The sequence below is a fragment of the Algoriphagus confluentis genome, assembly GCF_036245625.1.
In the GTDB taxonomy this organism is placed as follows: domain Bacteria; phylum Bacteroidota; class Bacteroidia; order Cytophagales; family Cyclobacteriaceae; genus Algoriphagus; species Algoriphagus confluentis.
Genome location: NZ_BTPD01000005.1, coordinates 1 through 16,102, shown reverse-complemented (window position 1 = coordinate 16,102; position 16,102 = coordinate 1). Strand labels below are relative to the sequence as shown.

At 44.9% G+C, this 16,102-nt stretch carries 16 protein-coding genes, 4 tRNA genes and 1 pseudogene; 9 read left to right on the top strand and 12 right to left on the bottom strand.

Annotated features, from left to right (window positions below; all coding sequences use genetic code 11):
* Positions 1–50: 50 nt before the first annotated feature.
* Positions 51–782, top strand: coding sequence for a nitroreductase family protein (locus AAA943_RS08345; protein ID WP_338223776.1), 732 nt, complete (start codon positions 51–53; stop codon positions 780–782).
* A gap of 13 nt (positions 783–795) precedes the next feature.
* On the opposite strand, the gene AAA943_RS08340 is transcribed toward AAA943_RS08345, so the two are convergent.
* Together AAA943_RS08340 and AAA943_RS08335 are read right to left on the bottom strand one after the other, a co-directional pair.
* The gene (locus tag AAA943_RS08340) at positions 796–1,227 is read right to left on the bottom strand and encodes a VOC family protein (protein ID WP_338223775.1); all 432 of its coding nucleotides are present in this window, start codon (positions 1,225–1,227) and stop codon (positions 796–798) included.
* A 104-nt stretch (positions 1,228–1,331) separates the two neighbouring features.
* Positions 1,332–2,972, bottom strand: a complete 1,641-nt coding sequence (locus tag AAA943_RS08335) for a S41 family peptidase (protein ID WP_338223774.1) — start codon at positions 2,970–2,972, stop codon at positions 1,332–1,334.
* Positions 2,973–3,130: 158 nt separating this feature from the next.
* Between AAA943_RS08335 and AAA943_RS08330 the strand changes: the two genes are divergently transcribed.
* The 5 genes from AAA943_RS08330 (at position 3,131) to AAA943_RS08310 (ending at position 8,049) form a co-directional block, all read left to right on the top strand.
* Positions 3,131–3,889 carry a hemerythrin HHE cation-binding protein gene (locus AAA943_RS08330; RefSeq protein ID WP_338223773.1) on the top strand — a complete coding sequence of 253 codons (759 nt, stop codon included), beginning with the start codon at positions 3,131–3,133 and terminating at the stop codon, positions 3,887–3,889.
* Positions 3,889–4,302 carry a Holliday junction resolvase RuvX gene (gene ruvX, locus AAA943_RS08325; protein WP_338223771.1) on the top strand — a complete coding sequence of 138 codons (414 nt, stop codon included), beginning with the start codon at positions 3,889–3,891 and terminating at the stop codon, positions 4,300–4,302. Before AAA943_RS08330 ends, ruvX begins: the two co-directional genes overlap by 1 nt.
* Positions 4,299–4,853: a peptide deformylase gene (gene def / locus AAA943_RS08320; RefSeq protein WP_338223770.1), complete on the top strand. Its 555-nt coding sequence runs from the start codon at positions 4,299–4,301 to the stop codon at positions 4,851–4,853. Before ruvX ends, def begins: the two co-directional genes overlap by 4 nt.
* Positions 4,853–5,653 carry an amidohydrolase gene (locus AAA943_RS08315; RefSeq protein WP_338223769.1) on the top strand — a complete coding sequence of 267 codons (801 nt, stop codon included), beginning with the start codon at positions 4,853–4,855 and terminating at the stop codon, positions 5,651–5,653. The genes def and AAA943_RS08315 overlap by 1 nt, the downstream gene beginning before the upstream one ends.
* Before the next feature lie 167 nt (positions 5,654–5,820).
* Complete coding sequence (locus AAA943_RS08310) at positions 5,821–8,049, top strand: NADP-dependent isocitrate dehydrogenase (protein WP_338223768.1); 2,229 nt, start codon at positions 5,821–5,823, stop codon at positions 8,047–8,049.
* A gap of 84 nt (positions 8,050–8,133) precedes the next feature.
* On the opposite strand, the gene AAA943_RS08305 is transcribed toward AAA943_RS08310, so the two are convergent.
* A complete protein-coding gene (locus AAA943_RS08305; RefSeq protein ID WP_338223767.1) occupies positions 8,134–9,006 on the bottom strand; it encodes a S1 family peptidase in 873 nt (290 codons plus the stop codon).
* A gap of 254 nt (positions 9,007–9,260) precedes the next feature.
* Between AAA943_RS08305 and gap the strand changes: the two genes are divergently transcribed.
* Positions 9,261–10,265, top strand: a complete 1,005-nt coding sequence (gene gap / locus AAA943_RS08300) for a type I glyceraldehyde-3-phosphate dehydrogenase (protein WP_338223766.1) — start codon at positions 9,261–9,263, stop codon at positions 10,263–10,265.
* A 104-nt stretch (positions 10,266–10,369) separates the two neighbouring features.
* Positions 10,370–10,990 (top strand): LON peptidase substrate-binding domain-containing protein, encoded by a 621-nt coding sequence (locus tag AAA943_RS08295; protein ID WP_338223765.1) that lies wholly within the window; start codon positions 10,370–10,372, stop codon positions 10,988–10,990.
* 43 nt (positions 10,991–11,033) lie between these two features.
* Here the strand turns inward: AAA943_RS08295 and AAA943_RS08290 are convergent.
* The 4 genes from AAA943_RS08290 to AAA943_RS08275 form a co-directional block, all read right to left on the bottom strand.
* Positions 11,034–11,106, bottom strand: a tRNA-Lys gene (locus tag AAA943_RS08290).
* Positions 11,107–11,148: 42 nt separating this feature from the next.
* Positions 11,149–11,222 (bottom strand) — tRNA-Arg (locus AAA943_RS08285).
* Between the two features lie 27 nt (positions 11,223–11,249).
* Positions 11,250–11,323, bottom strand: a tRNA-Pro gene (locus tag AAA943_RS08280).
* 35 nt (positions 11,324–11,358) lie between these two features.
* Positions 11,359–11,434: transfer RNA gene (locus AAA943_RS08275), tRNA-Lys, on the bottom strand.
* Positions 11,435–11,578: 144 nt separating this feature from the next.
* Between AAA943_RS08275 and AAA943_RS08270 the strand changes: the two genes are divergently transcribed.
* Positions 11,579–12,247 (top strand): hypothetical protein, encoded by a 669-nt coding sequence (locus tag AAA943_RS08270; RefSeq protein WP_338223764.1) that lies wholly within the window; start codon positions 11,579–11,581, stop codon positions 12,245–12,247.
* Between the two features lie 131 nt (positions 12,248–12,378).
* On the opposite strand, the gene AAA943_RS08265 is transcribed toward AAA943_RS08270, so the two are convergent.
* From AAA943_RS08265 to AAA943_RS21880, 5 genes and pseudogenes are all read right to left on the bottom strand, one after another.
* Entirely contained in the window at positions 12,379–13,122 is a 744-nt protein-coding gene (locus AAA943_RS08265) for a 3-keto-disaccharide hydrolase (protein WP_338223763.1), read from the bottom strand.
* 4 nt (positions 13,123–13,126) lie between these two features.
* Positions 13,127–13,552 (bottom strand): c-type cytochrome, encoded by a 426-nt coding sequence (locus AAA943_RS08260; protein ID WP_338223762.1) that lies wholly within the window; start codon positions 13,550–13,552, stop codon positions 13,127–13,129.
* Positions 13,553–13,578: 26 nt separating this feature from the next.
* Complete coding sequence (locus AAA943_RS08255; RefSeq protein WP_338223761.1) at positions 13,579–14,631, bottom strand: sugar phosphate isomerase/epimerase family protein; 1,053 nt, start codon at positions 14,629–14,631, stop codon at positions 13,579–13,581.
* 98 nt (positions 14,632–14,729) lie between these two features.
* A complete protein-coding gene (locus tag AAA943_RS08250; RefSeq protein WP_338223760.1) occupies positions 14,730–15,899 on the bottom strand; it encodes a Gfo/Idh/MocA family protein in 1,170 nt (389 codons plus the stop codon).
* Between the two features lie 41 nt (positions 15,900–15,940).
* Positions 15,941–16,102: pseudogene (locus AAA943_RS21880) on the bottom strand (IS30 family transposase); the annotation flags it as partial.

Below are 16,102 nucleotides of genomic sequence, written 5' to 3'. Positions count from 1 at the left end.
AGACCCAAACCTTTTAATTTTTAAAATAAATTTGACCTCAAAAAGGATAAATGAGGAATAAACTACAGGAATTAGGATTTTTTGAAGCGGTGGAGCAGAGACGATCTGTACGAATCTTCGATCAGACTGCTCCTTTTGACCATTCGATTGTCCAAAAATGCCTCGAGGCGGCGATCCTTTCCCCCAACAGCTCCAACCTACAGCTCTATAACTTTGTCCGTGTTCCAGAAAACTCTCCTTTGAAAGATCGGTTGGCCCAGCTTTGTATGGGACAAAAAGCAGCCACTACCGCCCGGGAATTGGTCGTGGTGGTAACCCGAAGAGACCTTTGGAAATCCCACGCCAAAGCCAATTATGATTACATCAAGAAATCATACGAAGGCAAGCCGGACAAAAAGCAGAAACAGGCATTGAGCTATTATGGCAAATTGATCCCCAAGCTGTATTCCTACTACCCCGGCTGGTCATTAATCAAAAAGCTAATCGCTTGGTGGGTGGGGCTAAAAAGACCCATGGTGCGGGAAGTGGGTGAAACGGAGGTTCGGATTTCTGTTCACAAAAGTGCTTCTTTGGCCGCAATGACCTTTATGCTCGGGATGAAAGCCTCCGGCTACGACACCTGCCCCATGGAGGGACATGACTCCAAGCGGGTGAAAAAGCTGCTCAATCTCCCCTCCTCCTCAGAGATATGCATGATTATCGGCTGTGGAAAAGGCCTTCCTGAAGGGGTTTATGGTGAGAGGTTCCGAGTTCCTACTGTTGAATTGATCAAAGAGAGCTAGGAAAATAATCTATTTAAAAATCATCGTTGATTTCGATCCAGTATCCATCAGGGTCTTGGATATAGATCTGCTTGATTCCATCCACCCGGTTGGTGATTTCCCCTTTGACCCCAGCCCAGCTTTCGAAAGGATAATTTCTTGCCTTCATATTGGCCACAAAAGCGGCCATATCCGGAATGCTAAAGCACAAATGATTGGTTTTGGATTTTTCTTTCGGATGATTGGCTGCTTCAATCAAATGTAAAGAAGCTCCTCCTCCGATGTCGTACCAAGCATGGAGGCCGTCTTTGAAGGGTTCATCGATTTCTTGAAGTGATAGGACATGCTGATAGAAATCCATGCTTCGTTTCAATTCTGTCACATGGACGGCAATGTGATTCACTTTGATTTGAGCAAATGAAGACATGGCTAAAGTCAAAAGAAAGCTGGTGAATAGGATTTTCATGGCTTTTTGGGTTGATGGACTAATGATAGGGACTTTTGGCCTGAAATGAAAAAGCCAGGCAAATCAATTTGCCCGGCTTTTCTTTTGATGGGTCAGAAATATACTTATTCCTTTAGGGTCGTTGCCAAAGCAATGCGGTCCGCCTCGTCAAAAAGATTGATCGCCCGCATATAGACTTCATTGATATCATTGACCACTTTGTAGAAGGCATTGTCATCAAATATCTGACGACCCAAATGAGCTTTGACCAATAACCTCAGGTATTCCTTAGACTTGTTAAAATCCTTGGCATCAAAATCCACTTTATTTTTCTTGCCAAACTCGGTCAACTCCATCAGCATAGCATCACTGACTTTATATTGGGTATAATACTCATCCAAGGTCATAGAAGTGAAGCTATCCTTATTCTTGCCATAGAAATCCAAGATAAACTCTCTGGAGGAGTCCGAATTGAATAAACGGGTCACATAGGCACTGTTCATGGTGGTATCCAATGGCACAAAGTAATCCGGCATGATGCCTCCGCCTCCGTAGACCAATCGGCCTTTTTTGGTTTCGTATTTTAGACTGTCATTGAACTTAATGCTATCTGCTGAGAAAAACTCTCCATGCTCATACCGGTCCATCCAGTCTTTTTCGTAGGCCTCGTAGTCTGAGCTGTAGGGCTTTTGAATTGATCTTCCTGAGGGGGTGAAATACCGAGCAATGGTCAATCGCAATTCAGCTCCATCCGACAAGTCAATCGGCATTTGCACGAGACCTTTTCCGAAAGATCTTCTTCCCACGATCAGTCCCCGGTCATTGTCCTGAATAGCGCCCGCCAAAATCTCAGAGGCAGAGGCAGAACCCTCATTGATCAACACGATCACAGAGCCCTCCTCAAACATACCCGGCTTGAAAGCAAAAGCCTTCTGACTGTATTGAGATACTTTTCCTTCTTGTGAAACGATCAAATCTCGATCTCCCAATAATTCGTCGGCCATATTGATAGCAGCCCCCATATATCCTCCGGGATTACCCTGAAGGTCGATGATGAGCTTTTTCATGCCTTTCACCTGAAGATCACTGACTGACTTTCTGAATTCCTCATAGGTAGTCGCTGCAAATCGGGTCACTTTGATGTAGCCGATTTCGTTATTGACCATGTAGGCTGCAGGGATGCTGTATTGAGGAATTTTATCCCTCGTGATTTCGTAGGTGATCAGGTCCGGATTATTCTTTCGCTTGATGTCCACCACCACTTTGGACCCTCTTGGACCTCTGAGGTAGTCAAATACATCCCGGTTGGTAATGCCAATACCTGCGACGTTTTTCCCGTCCACGGAGATAATCTGATCTCCGGACTGAATTCCCAAAGCTTCGGATGGACCTCCTGTCAGCGGAGCCACTACATAGATGGTATCTCGGATGATACCAAATTCAACCCCTATCCCATCAAACTCCCCTTCCAGTTGAGACTGGGCCAAGGAAGCATCTCGGGCAGGAATATAGCTAGAGTGCGGATCCAGGTGTTCCAGCATCTTGTTGATACCGAATTCCACCAGTTCGTTGGTATTGACGCTGTCTACATAGTCCCTATTGATGTATGTCATAATCTCCTGTAGCTTGTACAGGGCTGCTCTGAGATCATTTTGATTGCCTTTGGGTTCGGCAAAAGTCGCCCCGATCCATATTCCGGCAGAAATAGCCAAGGCCAAAAGTATGGGCAATCTGATTTGGGCTTTTGAATTTTTAGTCTCGCTCACGTGATTTATTGTTATCTCCTCTAAGTAACTCAAACTACAAGAAAATCATTTGAGTTTAAAATGGATTTTAGATAAAATTAACGATTCATTATACGATAGGAAAAGATAAAGGTCTGAATACCCCAACTTTTTCCCTCAAAAAAAATTATTTTTGCTCAATGAAGTTAAATCCCGGTTTTGAAAAAAATTCAGTTGGTGAGCTAGTTACGGAAAATTACGTCTTTGCCGCTGTTTTGCACTACTTTGGGATCAGCTTTTATCAATACCCGACCGATTCTCTGGAAAAAGTCTGCCGAAAGCACAAAGTCAATCCCCAACAGTTGGTTGCCGAACTGGAAGCTTGGGCCGAACAAAAAGACCCATCTCTAGAAGACCTGTACCTCAATCCCATCGAACTGCTTGTCGCTTATCTGAAAAAGAAACATTATTTTTTTGTCAGGCAGGAACTCCCTTTTCTCTCCAACATGGTCTCAGGGATCACAACAGACCTGAGATACTCATCGCTGATGGCAGATTTGAAAATCATGTTCCCCCTCTTTGTAGAAGACTTCATTCATCATATCCATGAGGAAGAAAGCCGAATGTTTAAGCGAATCGAGCTGCTTCAGGATATCGAAGACGGGAACTTTCGCACCCAAGATGCATTGGTGATTCTGGAAAAAGACCCTATTCGGCTGCTTGCAGATCAACATGAAATCCACGACGATGAGATGCAGGGAATCCGGCTGCTGACCAAGGATTATTTCCTCGAAGAGGATGCCCCCCTGACCATGAAAGTCCTCTATCATGAGCTGCAGAATTTTGAAAAAGAGCTGTCCATCCACGCCAAAATTGAGGACGAACTGCTATTTCCCAAAGCTGTTCAGCTGGAAGTAGAGGCTCTGAGGAAAATCCGCAAACAAATCCAAACCAACTGATGGCAAGAATCCTCGCCATTGATCTGGGAACCAAGCGCACCGGAATCGCTGTTACTGATCCGCTGCAACTCACGGCAAATCCTTTGGAAACCATAGAAACGGCCCAACTGATTCCGTTTCTGAAAGCCTACTTTGCCAAAGAGGAAGTCGAGACCCTTGTGCTGGGTCTTCCCATCCGACTCAATGGGCAGGATAACGAAATGACCCCGAAGGTCAGGAGCTTGAAATTGGAACTTGAACGCATATTCCCAGAGAAAAAAATAGAACTGATCGACGAGCGATTCACTTCAAAAATGGCCATGCAGAGCATGATCGCCATGGGAAGCAAGAAAAAAGACCGAAAAGAAAAGGCAGGCAACCTAGACAAAGTCTCGGCTGCTATCATCCTTCAATCTTATTTAGAAAGAAAATGATTTACCCCATCGTTGCCTATGGCAATCCAATATTGAAAAAAGAAGCTGAGGACATTGTGGAAGGAAGCGATATTTCCCAGTTGATCCAGGATATGTATGCTACCATGGACCATGCCAATGGAGTGGGGCTGGCTGCTCCTCAAATCAACCAAGGAATCCGCCTTTTTGTCATCGACAGTACACTCATGCTGGACGAAAATGACGAAGAAAAAGGAATCCGAAAAGCATTCATCAACCCCATCATCCTGGATGAATATGGGGATAACTATGGTTTCGAAGAAGGCTGCCTGAGTATCCCTGATGTACGGGCGGAAATCATCCGGCCCGAAAAACTGACCATTGAGTATTTTGACGAAAACTGGAACCTGCAGGAAGAAGAGTTTTCCGGAATGACCGCCCGAGTAATTCAGCATGAATACGATCACTTGGAAGGAATTCTTTTTGTGGATTACCTGAAAGGGTTGAAAAAAAGACTCATTCAATCCAAACTGATTGAGGTGAGCAAAGGAAAAATCTCCACGGATTACCGAATGATCTATCCGCTGCGCTGATGGATAAAAGCCCCGAAATAAAGATTGCCCTCGTACAGCCGGATTTGAATTGGCTGGATAAAACTGCTAATCTGGCGATGCTGGAAGAGAAAATCTGGGAGTTGAAGGGGCGATGCGATCTTATAGTGCTGCCGGAGATGTTCCCGACAGGATTTACCATGGAGGCCCAGAAGTTGGCCGAGCCTATGAATCTTCACATCCACAAATGGATGAAGCAGATGGCAGCCCAAACCGGGGCAGTGATCACAGGCAGTGCAATCATCAGCGAAGGAGGACACTTTTTCAATAGACTTCTGTGGGTATACCCGGATGGCCACACCGAGCATTACGACAAGCGTCATCTGTTTAGAATGGCAGATGAGGAAAAAACGTTTTCCCCCGGAAAGCAACTTCCGATTTTTACCCTGAAAGGTTGGAATTTTTGCCCTCAGGTATGCTATGACCTTAGATTTCCTGTTTGGTCCAGAAACGGTTGGGAAGATGGACTTGCAGGTTATGATGTCTTATTTTATGTTGCCTCATGGCCTGCGGCAAGAATCAGCGCTTGGGATACTTTACTGCCAGCCAGAGCAATTGAAAACCTCGCCTTTTCTTTCGGGGTCAACCGCATCGGAACAGATGGAAATGGAATTCACTACAACGGGCACAGCGGAGTTTTTGACTTTAAAGGGGGAAAAGTCCTAAACTTGGGAGAGGAAGAATCCATCGAAATCATCTCTCTCAATTTCAAGGATTTGGAAGATTACCGGACCAAATTTCCCGCTTGGCAGGATGCAGATTCTTTTCAGATCACCAAATAAACCCGGAAGAACGGCCTTAACTCTCCTTGAAAGGCAGTTTGAAACCATTCCAATTTTTGTATTTTAGCCCTCCAATTTGGCCCTGTCCTTATTTTTCCCCAGCCGAAGAACCAAATTTTCGGACCAAAAAAAGACAGACATAAATCCTTCACCACTAGATGATACCTATGAGTCACTCACCCAAAATTCTCTACACTCTTACCGACGAAGCTCCAGCGCTAGCTACTTATTCCTTACTACCGATCGTTCAGGCATTTACCCAATCAGCAGGCATAGAGGTGGAAACAAGAGACATCTCACTTTCCGGAAGAATCATTGCTAATTTTCCTGAGTTTTTAAAACCAGAACAACAAATCGGAGATGCTTTGGCAGAATTGGGGCAGATTGCTACTACGCCTGAAGCCAATATTGTCAAGTTGCCCAATATTTCTGCCTCTGTACCGCAGCTGAAAGCAGCCATCAAGGAATTGCAGGAAAAGGGGTACGCTTTACCCGACTATCCCGAAGAGCCTAAAAACGAGGAAGAAAAATCGATTAAAGCAAAATACGACAAGATCAAAGGATCTGCAGTAAACCCTGTTCTTCGCGAAGGCAACTCCGATCGAAGAGCTCCCTTGGCAGTAAAAAACTACGCCAAGAAACATCCCCATTCTATGGGAAAATGGAGTGCAGATTCCCAAACCCATGTAGATAGCATGAGCTCAGGAGACTTTTACGGAAGTGAAAAGTCGATCACCTTATCCTCTCCTACTACAGTTTCCATTGAACTGAGCTGTAAAGACGGAAAGAAAGAAATACTCAAATCAGGATTCAAGCTTCAGGAAGGAGAAGTAATCGACGCAGCCACTTTAAGTGTAGCCCAGTTGAAAGTATTTCTTGCCAAAGCAAAAGCCGATGCCAAGGCAAAAGGCGTCCTGTTTTCACTCCATATGAAAGCCACCATGATGAAGGTTTCCGATCCTATCATCTTTGGTCATGCGGTACGGGTATTTTTTGAGCCGGTTTTCACCAAACATGCAGAAACGCTCAAATCCATTGGAGTAGACGTCAATAATGGCTTTGGAGACCTTTTAGCGAACTTGGATAAGCTTTCCGAAGAAAAAAAGAGCGAGATTCTTGCCGATATTGATGCATGCTATTCAGACGAACCGGACTTGGCCATGGTCAATTCGGACAAAGGAATTACAAATCTCCACGTACCCAGCGATGTGATCATCGATGCCTCTATGCCCGCTATGATCCGAACTTCCGGTCGAATGTGGAATAAGGAGGGAAAACTTCAGGATACCAAAGCAGTAATTCCAGACCGCAGCTATGCCGGAGTATATCAGACGGTGATTGATTTTTGCAAGAAAAACGGGGCCTTTGACCCGGCCACCATGGGTTCTGTTCCTAATGTGGGTTTGATGGCACAGAAAGCCGAAGAATATGGCTCACATGACAAAACTTTCGAAATACCTTTCGACGGAACAGTAAACGTAGTCGACGGGGAAGGAAATGTACTCCTGTCCAATGAAGTCGAAGCCGGAGATATCTGGAGAATGTGTCAGACCAAGGACGCCCCTATTCAAGACTGGGTAAAACTTGCGGTGACCCGAGCGAGACTATCTCAAACTCCTGCTGTTTTCTGGCTGGATAAAAACCGGGCTCATGATCGGGAATTGATCAAGAAAGTGGAGCAATACCTGCCTAATCATGACACCAAAGGGCTGGAAATCCACATCATGTCTCCTGTGGAAGCCACCCAATTTTCTTGCGAAAGAATTGTGGAAGGCAAGGATACCATCTCCGTGACAGGAAACGTGCTAAGAGACTACCTGACTGACTTGTTCCCCATTCTGGAAGTGGGCACTTCTGCCAAAATGCTCTCCATCGTTCCGTTGATGAATGGAGGCGGCTTATTTGAAACAGGAGCCGGAGGGTCTGCTCCCAAGCATGTGGAGCAATTTGTCACCGAAGGTCACCTCCGATGGGATTCTCTCGGCGAATTCCTCGCTTTGGCAGTTTCTTTGGAGCATTTGGGTGAAACCTTCGGAAACGAACAAGCCAAGCTTTTGGGAGCAACGTTGGACAAAGCCACAGGAAGATGGCTGGAAGAAGACAAATCTCCTGCTCGAGTGGTGGGCAAGCTGGACAATCGAGGCGGGCATTTCTACCTAGCCATGTATTGGGCGGAGGAATTGGCCAAACAAACCGAAGATCCTTCCCTGGCAGCTAAGTTTGCTCCGATAGCTAAAGCAATGGCTCAAAACGAAGAAAAAATCGTCGCAGAATACAATGGTTCCCAAGGAAAGCCGGTGGACATCGGCGGATATTACAGACCTGATGAGGCCAAGACTTCTGTCGCTATGAGGCCGAGTCAAACCTTTAATGAAATTCTTGCTCAATTGGTATAAAAGAGTAAAGCCGGGTTTTTAACTCGGCTTTTTCATTCCAACTTTTCCAAAGTTCTAAACTTTGGAAAAGTTTAGACTAAACGACTAAGCGAGATGATATTTCACTCCTTGCTGATCCATAAATTCTTTGATGGCAGAGACATGAATGCACTCTCCCAAATGAATAAAGGAGTAATCATTGACTTTTTTCGATTTGCCGTGTGCTACGATTTCTTTCTCCTCAATATCAAATCCCAAATGCAGATGCTTGGTCCGGCTTTGCATCCCTACTACTACGCCCTCTGAATCAAAAAGCGGTCCACCACTCTGCCCACGAAGCCCGGGGGTACTGAGTTCTATACCATAGATTTTTCCCTTTTTATCCCCCAGAAAACGGGTGACCATTCCCTCCATAGGAAATCGGGGAGATCGGGGCTGTCCTACCTGGATCCATTCCAATTGATCTTTGGTCGAGTTTAGCTGAAAATTATTGAATTCAGGAAAGGGAAACCCCAGCCGGCAAAGCATCTGACCGGGTTGGACTTGCTGATTGTCTTTCAAAAACCTGGGGAATTGAGTCACTCCCAATTTTTTAAAACCCTCGATCTTGATCAAGGCCAAGTCGTATTCCGGATGGTTGACAAAGCGGATATTGGTGATTTTGTCTACACAATCCACAAAAGTGATCCGCATTTCGACGGTTTTAGAATCATCCAGTCCCAATTTATTGGCCACAGTTTTGGCCAATTGGGAAGACAGTCCTCTGCTTTCACTTTGATATTGATGAAATTTCTTATTGATCATGTCCGCTTGGGTAATCCATTGTGCTACATGCTTGCAGGTCAAAGCCCAGCCCTCCTCATTGACAAAAAAGAGAGTGGCTGCTCCTCTTTGAGCTTTTTGGCTTCCAAAATTTCGGGAAATAGAATGGATGGCACGGGTAAAGCCCGCAACTTCTTGAATGGCTCGAACAAACATAAGCTAAGGAAGGATGAATCCTGAAATTAGGCAAATGAGGGGATTTTCTCCCCCCTTAGAAGCAAAAGAAAAATTTTCAAACCCGAAATCGTTTGAATTTCAAATCCACAGCCATTGGTAATTGAGAGGGCTTTAGAAGTTTGGGGAGACCATTTATTTGTAATAACTTAGGCTGTCATTCAGGAGATTTTGGGTCAAGCTGCCCCCTGAAGAAGTTTTTAAATTCAAACCTATACTCAAAATAATAATAGCTTATGAGCAAAATCAAAGTAGGAATCAACGGATTCGGAAGAATCGGTCGCTTGGCTTTCCGCGTGGCCACAGAAAGAGAAGACATTCAGGTAGTAGGCATCAATGACTTGATCGATGTCGATTACATGGCCTATATGCTAAAATATGACTCTACCCATGGCCAATTCAAAGGGACGGTAGAAGTAAAAGACGGCAACTTGGTAGTCAATGGCAACAGCATCCGAGTGACTTCTGAAAAAAATCCTGCCAACCTAAAGTGGGGAGACATCGGGGCAGATTACATTATCGAATCTACCGGAATCTTCTTGACCAAAGAGACTGCTCAGGCCCATATCGATGCCGGTGCAAAAAAAGTGATTATGTCTGCTCCTTCCAAAGATGATACACCAATGTTTGTAATGGGCGTAAATGAGCACACCTACACACCGGACATGGCCTTTGTATCCAATGCGTCTTGTACCACCAATTGTCTGGCGCCTATCGCTAAGGTCCTTCATGACAATTGGGGCATTGAAGAGGGATTGATGACCACCGTTCACGCAACTACAGCTACCCAGAAGACCGTAGACGGGCCTTCTGTCAAGGATTGGAGAGGTGGACGTGGAGCTGGACAAAATATCATCCCATCCTCTACTGGTGCCGCAAAAGCAGTAGGCAAAGTAATCCCTGAACTGAATGGCAAACTCACAGGAATGGCATTCCGCGTGCCTACACCGGATGTATCTGTTGTGGATTTGACAGTAAGACTTAAAAAACCAGCCAAATACGCTGAAATCTGTGCAAAAATGAAAGAAGTATCTGAGACTTCAATGAAAGGTATTTTGGGATACACAGAAGATGCAGTAGTATCCAATGATTTCATCGGAGATCCAAGAACATCCATCTTTGATGCTGAAGCAGGAATTCAACTTTCGGACACCTTTGTGAAGGTTGTTTCTTGGTATGACAACGAGTGGGGTTATTCCAACAAAGTCATCGACTTGCTTGCATACATTGCTAAAAAATAAGCGCAAAGCCCCGGAAGTTAATCCCGGGGCTTTTTTTTGCCTCTTGGCAAAAGGGCAACCAAAGGCTTATTTTAGGGTTATAAATAATAAATCTCCAATCAAGCATGTATCTCCCCTTTTTTCCATTGAAGCTAGTCGCCTTTCCTGATGAGGAGGTGAATTTGCATATCTTCGAACCCAGATACAGGCAGCTGATGGGAGATGTGGAGTCTCAAAAGATCAACTTTGGTATTTGCTCCTATACCAACCAACTTTCAGGCTATGGCACGGAGGTCAAGCTCATTCGGGTTCATAAAAGATATGAGGACGGGAGAATGGATATTCAAACATTAGGCCTACGCCCATTTAAAATAATGTCTTTTGATAACCCCATGCCGGGCAAACTGTATTCGGGTGGAGAGATTGAGTTTCTTCCCAATGACCCGACTATCGGTCAGGTGACCCATCACGAATTCATCTTTTATCTTAAAGAAATTCTTCACCTTTTGAACTATCCCAATGTATTTGACCCTAAGACCATCACTTCCTTTACTTTTGCCCATAAGGTAGGATTGAAATTGGAAGAAGAGTTGGAGCTTTTTAAAATACCTTCAGAAAACCAGCGAGCTGAATACCTAATCCACCATTTCAAACGGATGATCCCCGTCATCAAAGCTGTAGAACAGGCCAAAGAAAAAATCAAGCAAAACGGTCATTTCAAGCACCTGGATCCGCTAAACTTCTAAAGAAAAAAGCCAATCGAATCGATTGGCTTTTTTTGAACTTCTGTGATCCCGCTGGGGCTCGAACCCAGGACCCTAACATTAAAAGTGTTATGCTCTACCAGCTGAGCTACGGAATCAAAATAAAAAGCGGAGATCTTCCGCTTCTATTTTCTTTAAAGTGATCCTGTCAGGACTCGAACCTGAAACCTACTGCTTAGAAGGCAGTTGCTCTATCCAGTTGAGCTACAGGACCTGGATACTATCTCTAGTATGAATTAAGTCGGGGTGGCAGGATTCGAACCTACGACCTCCACATCCCAAATGTGGCGCGATACCGGGCTACGCTACACCCCGAAACTTTCCAACTCCTTGTGAGTCTTTGTACTCTTTGGTGATCCCGCTGGGGCTCGAACCCAGGACCCTAACATTAAAAGTGTTATGCTCTACCAGCTGAGCTACGGAATCTTAAATCTTCCAAATCCAGGTTTTGGCCTTGCTTTTTGCTCGATCATTGCCGTAATTGGACTGCAAATTTATGACTCTGATCTTTAAATGCCAAGTACCAATTCAATCTTTCTAGCAAAACTTTCTATATTTTTTTTGTTGCTTTTGCAAACAATTCATTGTCAGGCCAATACCCCCCAGCTTTTGGTAGCAGATTCTTTGTTTGAAAACAAAAGCTACAAGGAAGCGATGGAAATTTACCGGACGAATTTCCAAAATGGGATCTATTCCCCTTCCATGTTGCTGAAGATGGCCTTTATTTCTGAGGGAATCGGTGACAAAGAAAATGCAGCCCTGTATCTGAGTAAATACTACGATCTCAACCCCAACCCACAGACCATAGCCAAAATCAAAGACCTAACGGGGCAGACTGTCATAGAAGGGTATGAAGTCAGCGATGGCATGAGATTCTTGGTTTTTCTGGTTGGCTATCAGGAAATCATTGTCGGGCTTTTGGCTTTGGCCTTGATCGTCTCTTTTATCTTGCTTTGGTCCAATCGAAGTAATCTGACAGAAGCAAGATTTTTCTGGCCCTCCATTTTGCTCATCCTTTTACTTTTCCTTTCCAATAACTTTTTCAAAGCACCTAAAACGGGGCTAGTCACCGGCAGCCCCACCTACATTGTCACCAAACCAAGCGCGGGGGGAGATCTCATCGAACGGGTGGAACCCGGCCATCGAGTCAAAATCAAATCCTCCAAGGACGTATGGTATGAAGTGGAATGGAAAGAGCAAACCGCCTACATCAAGAAAAAGAATGTTACCCGCTATTGATTTGGACCAGGATTATTCGTGAAGGAAAAGTGATTGGTCGAGGTTTGAAAAATCAGTAATCGCTTTATCTTGGTGATCTAGTGATCTTAGCCCTTTAAACAAAAAATGCCCGGAGATTCCGGGCATTTGACTTACAACTTCTTGATCTGTATGTTTCGGTAATGCACTACATCACCGTGGTCTTGAAGGGCGATCTTTCCCTTTTTGTACTTTCCAAAGCCCGGCATATCCTTGAATTTGCTTTGAGCGATCAATTCTTCCCACTCAGGAGTCCAAAGGGTCGTTTTTACCACAGCTACCCCGTTGAGGCGGAGTTCGAGATTTCCTTGATCGACAATGATCTCTGCGGTATTCCATTCACCGGCTGGCTTCACTGTCTCTTCGCTGCTAACGATCAGATCGTAAAGATCTCCTGCTCTATGACTGATGATCTTGGCGTCGGGGTGGCCTTCATTATCCAAAACCTGCATTTCAGGCCCGGTCTGCCAAGGGTAGTCGTATTCAGGTGATTCATGGACCAGGAAAATAATACCACTGTTCCCATTGGGAGCAATTTTCCAATCGCATTTGAAATGGAAGTTTTCAAACTCCTCGGTAGTAATAATATCACCACCGTCTCCAGTTTGCCAGCCATCTTTGTTGGCGGCATCCAGAAAAAGTTCTCCATTTTCGATCTTCCAGGCTTTCCCCACTTCTCCTCCGCCGTATTTGGACCAGCCATTGAAGGTCTGACCGTCAAAAAGAGGTATCCATTCCTCAGCAGGTGCTGCTGCAGTCTCTTCGCTTGTGGTACTTTCTGCTTCATCGGATTTGGGTGACGCACAAGATGCTAGCATCCCTAACAAAGCCAATCCTGCCCAATAACTTTTCTTCATTTTCTTATTTTTTTAACAATAATACGTATCGCACCATATCCTTGGCATCTTCTTCACTAAGTCCCGGATGTGCAGGCATAGGCACCTCTCCCCAAACGCCTACGCCACCCTGAATTACCTTCTGAGCAAGCATAGCTACGTTCTCTTCGGTGCTTTCATATTTGGCAGCTACCTCTGCATAAGAAGGCCCTACGATTTTTCTTTCCACCATGTGGCAAGAGGTACAATCGGACCCTTTTACTTTTTCCAAGCCCTTGATGTAAATCGGGTCATTGGCGTACTTCTCTTCCAAGCTCACCTCTTTGGCAGGAGCTGGGGCTGCAGCCTCCGCTGTCTCACTGCTTGATGATGCTTTCTCTCCTCCCCCACATGCAAAGGTAATCGCGGCTAATGCCAGCAGACCTAGATTTACTTTTTTTGCAATTTTCATTTTGTTACGTGTATAAATAAAGTGAATTAAATTCCTAAAACTTTTCTGTTGAAGGCCTCGTCAGCACCGGTCCCGGCAAAATCATCAAAGGCTTTTTCGGTCACCCGGATGATATGTCCTTGAATAAACGGAGCCCCTTCTGCTGCACCCTGCTCAGGATGCTTGATGGCACACTCCCATTCCAAAACGGCCCATCCGCTGTAATCGTACTGCGAAAGTTTGCTAAATATTCCCGCAAAATCAACCTGTCCATCCCCTAGGGATCTAAATCTTCCGGCTCTTTCTACCCAGCCCTGAAAACCTCCATAGACTCCCTGCTTTCCTGTCGGATTGAATTCTGCATCCTTTACATGGAACATTTTGATTCGCTCATGATAGAAATCAATAAACTGTAGGTAATCCAGGCACTGAAGCACAAAGTGGGAAGGATCATAAAGGATATTGGCCCGTTTGTGACCGCCTAATTTCTCCAAAAACATCTCAAAGGTGATTCCGTCATGAAGATCTTCTCCAGGATGCAGCTCATAGCACACATCCACTCCCACTTCATCAAATGCATCCAAAATTGGCTTCCATCTTTTGGCAAGTTCGGTAAATCCGGTATCAACCAATCCTGCCGGACGCTGTGGCCAAGGGTAAACTGTATGCCACATCAGTGCGCCACTGAAGGTAGCGTGGGCATTGAGTCCAAGATTGGCAGAGGCCTTTGCGGCATATTTGAGCTGCTGGGTTGCCCACTCAGACTTTCCTTTCAAGTCTCCCTTCAAATTTGCCGGAGCAAAGCCGTCAAATAGTTCATTATAAGCAGGGTGAACAGCTACCAATTGCCCCTGAAGGTGGGTAGAAAGCTCAGTGATAACCATGCCGCTTTCTTCCACGATTCCGGCGATTTCATCTGCATACGTTTTGCTTTCTGCTGCTTTTTGCAAATCTATCATTCTCCCGTCCCAAGAAGGGATCTGCACCCCTTTATAGCCGAGGTCGGCCATGTATTCACAAATATTTTTTAGGTTGTTGAAAGGGGCTTTGTCATCGGCAAACTGTGCCAAGAATATAGCCGGTCCTTTGATCGTTTTCATATCAGGTTCACTTTATTTTTTTGAGTTCTGTTTATTGATTTTTATGATTAGGCAGAAAAGGTCTTAGCCTGTCTGGTGACAAAATACTAAACGGTGGCCTATTTCTCTACCACAAATGGAGTCCATTTTTGATCAGATTCGTTGCTTTTCAGTACCAAATCGATAAAGGCCATTCCTCGAATGCCATCCTCGATACCCGGATAGTCTTCCCATTCCCATTTCGGCTTTTGTCCTGCACGGTCTGCATAAATGCAGCGGGCAAAATTTCGGTAATGATTGGCAAAGGCCTCAATGTATCCTTCAGGATGCCCTGCCGGAGTTCGGGTATTTTCCTGAGCCAAAGAGCCCAGGTAGCCTGTTCCAGCACGGAAAATTCTGGCAGGCTCATTTGGAAATCGTACGGTCAATGAATTATTGAGCTCCTGCTCCCACTCCAAGCCACCTTTTTGTCCATAGACTCGGATTTTCAGGTTGTTCTCACAGCCTGTGTCCGTTTGGGAGGCCATGAGAACCCCAGACGCTCCATTTTCAAAACCCAGCAAGACCACTCCGTCATCATCAATTGGCCTACCTGGAATCTTAATATACAGGTCTGCGCAAATCTTAGTCACTTTGAGACCTGTGATGTATTCTGCCATATTGAAGGCATGGGTACCAATATCTCCCATACAGCCGGCTTTTCCATTTCTGGCAGGATCTGTCCTCCACTCGGCCTGTTTGTTGTTTTCAGTTTCCAAAAGCTTGTATAGCCAGCCCTGTGGATATTCTACATATACTTTTCGGACTTCCCCGATTTCACCATTCATGACCATCTGCTTGGCTTGCTTAATCATGGGATATCCGGTATAGGTGTGGGTCAGAAGAAATCTTCTGTCTGAATTCTTGACTATCGGATAGAGTGCCTTAGCTTCAGCATAATTCAAGGTCAAGGGCTTATCCAGAGCCACATGAAATCCATGCTTCAGGGCTTTCACTGTAGGGTCAAAATGAACATTGTTCGGAGTCACGATAGCTACCACATCCATGCGCTGATCTTCTGGAAGTGCAACTTCTTTTTGAAACATTTCATCGTAGTTTCCATAAACTCGTGAAGGGTCTATCATTAGTTCCTCTCCCCTTTGTCTGGATTTTTCGGGATTGGAGCTGAAGGCTCCGCATACCAGTTCAAACATTCCATCCATCAGGGCTCCGTTGAGATGAATGGCTCCAATGAATGATCCTGGACCGCCTCCCACTAGACCTAGTTTGAGTTTTCTTGCCGTTGACATAGTCAATAGTTTAGTTTAAAGGTTATTTTGAGTTGCCGTGTTCAACTTATAAGTGCAACACCTAATTTTTGTTTGAGTTTTTGTATTGGACTAAGGTAATTAAACTTTCTAACGGGTCTGTTATTGATTTTAGCTTCGATTGCTTGTATTTGTTCTGTTGAGATTTCATTGAGGTCAGTTTTTTTAGGTAAGAAAGCTCTAAT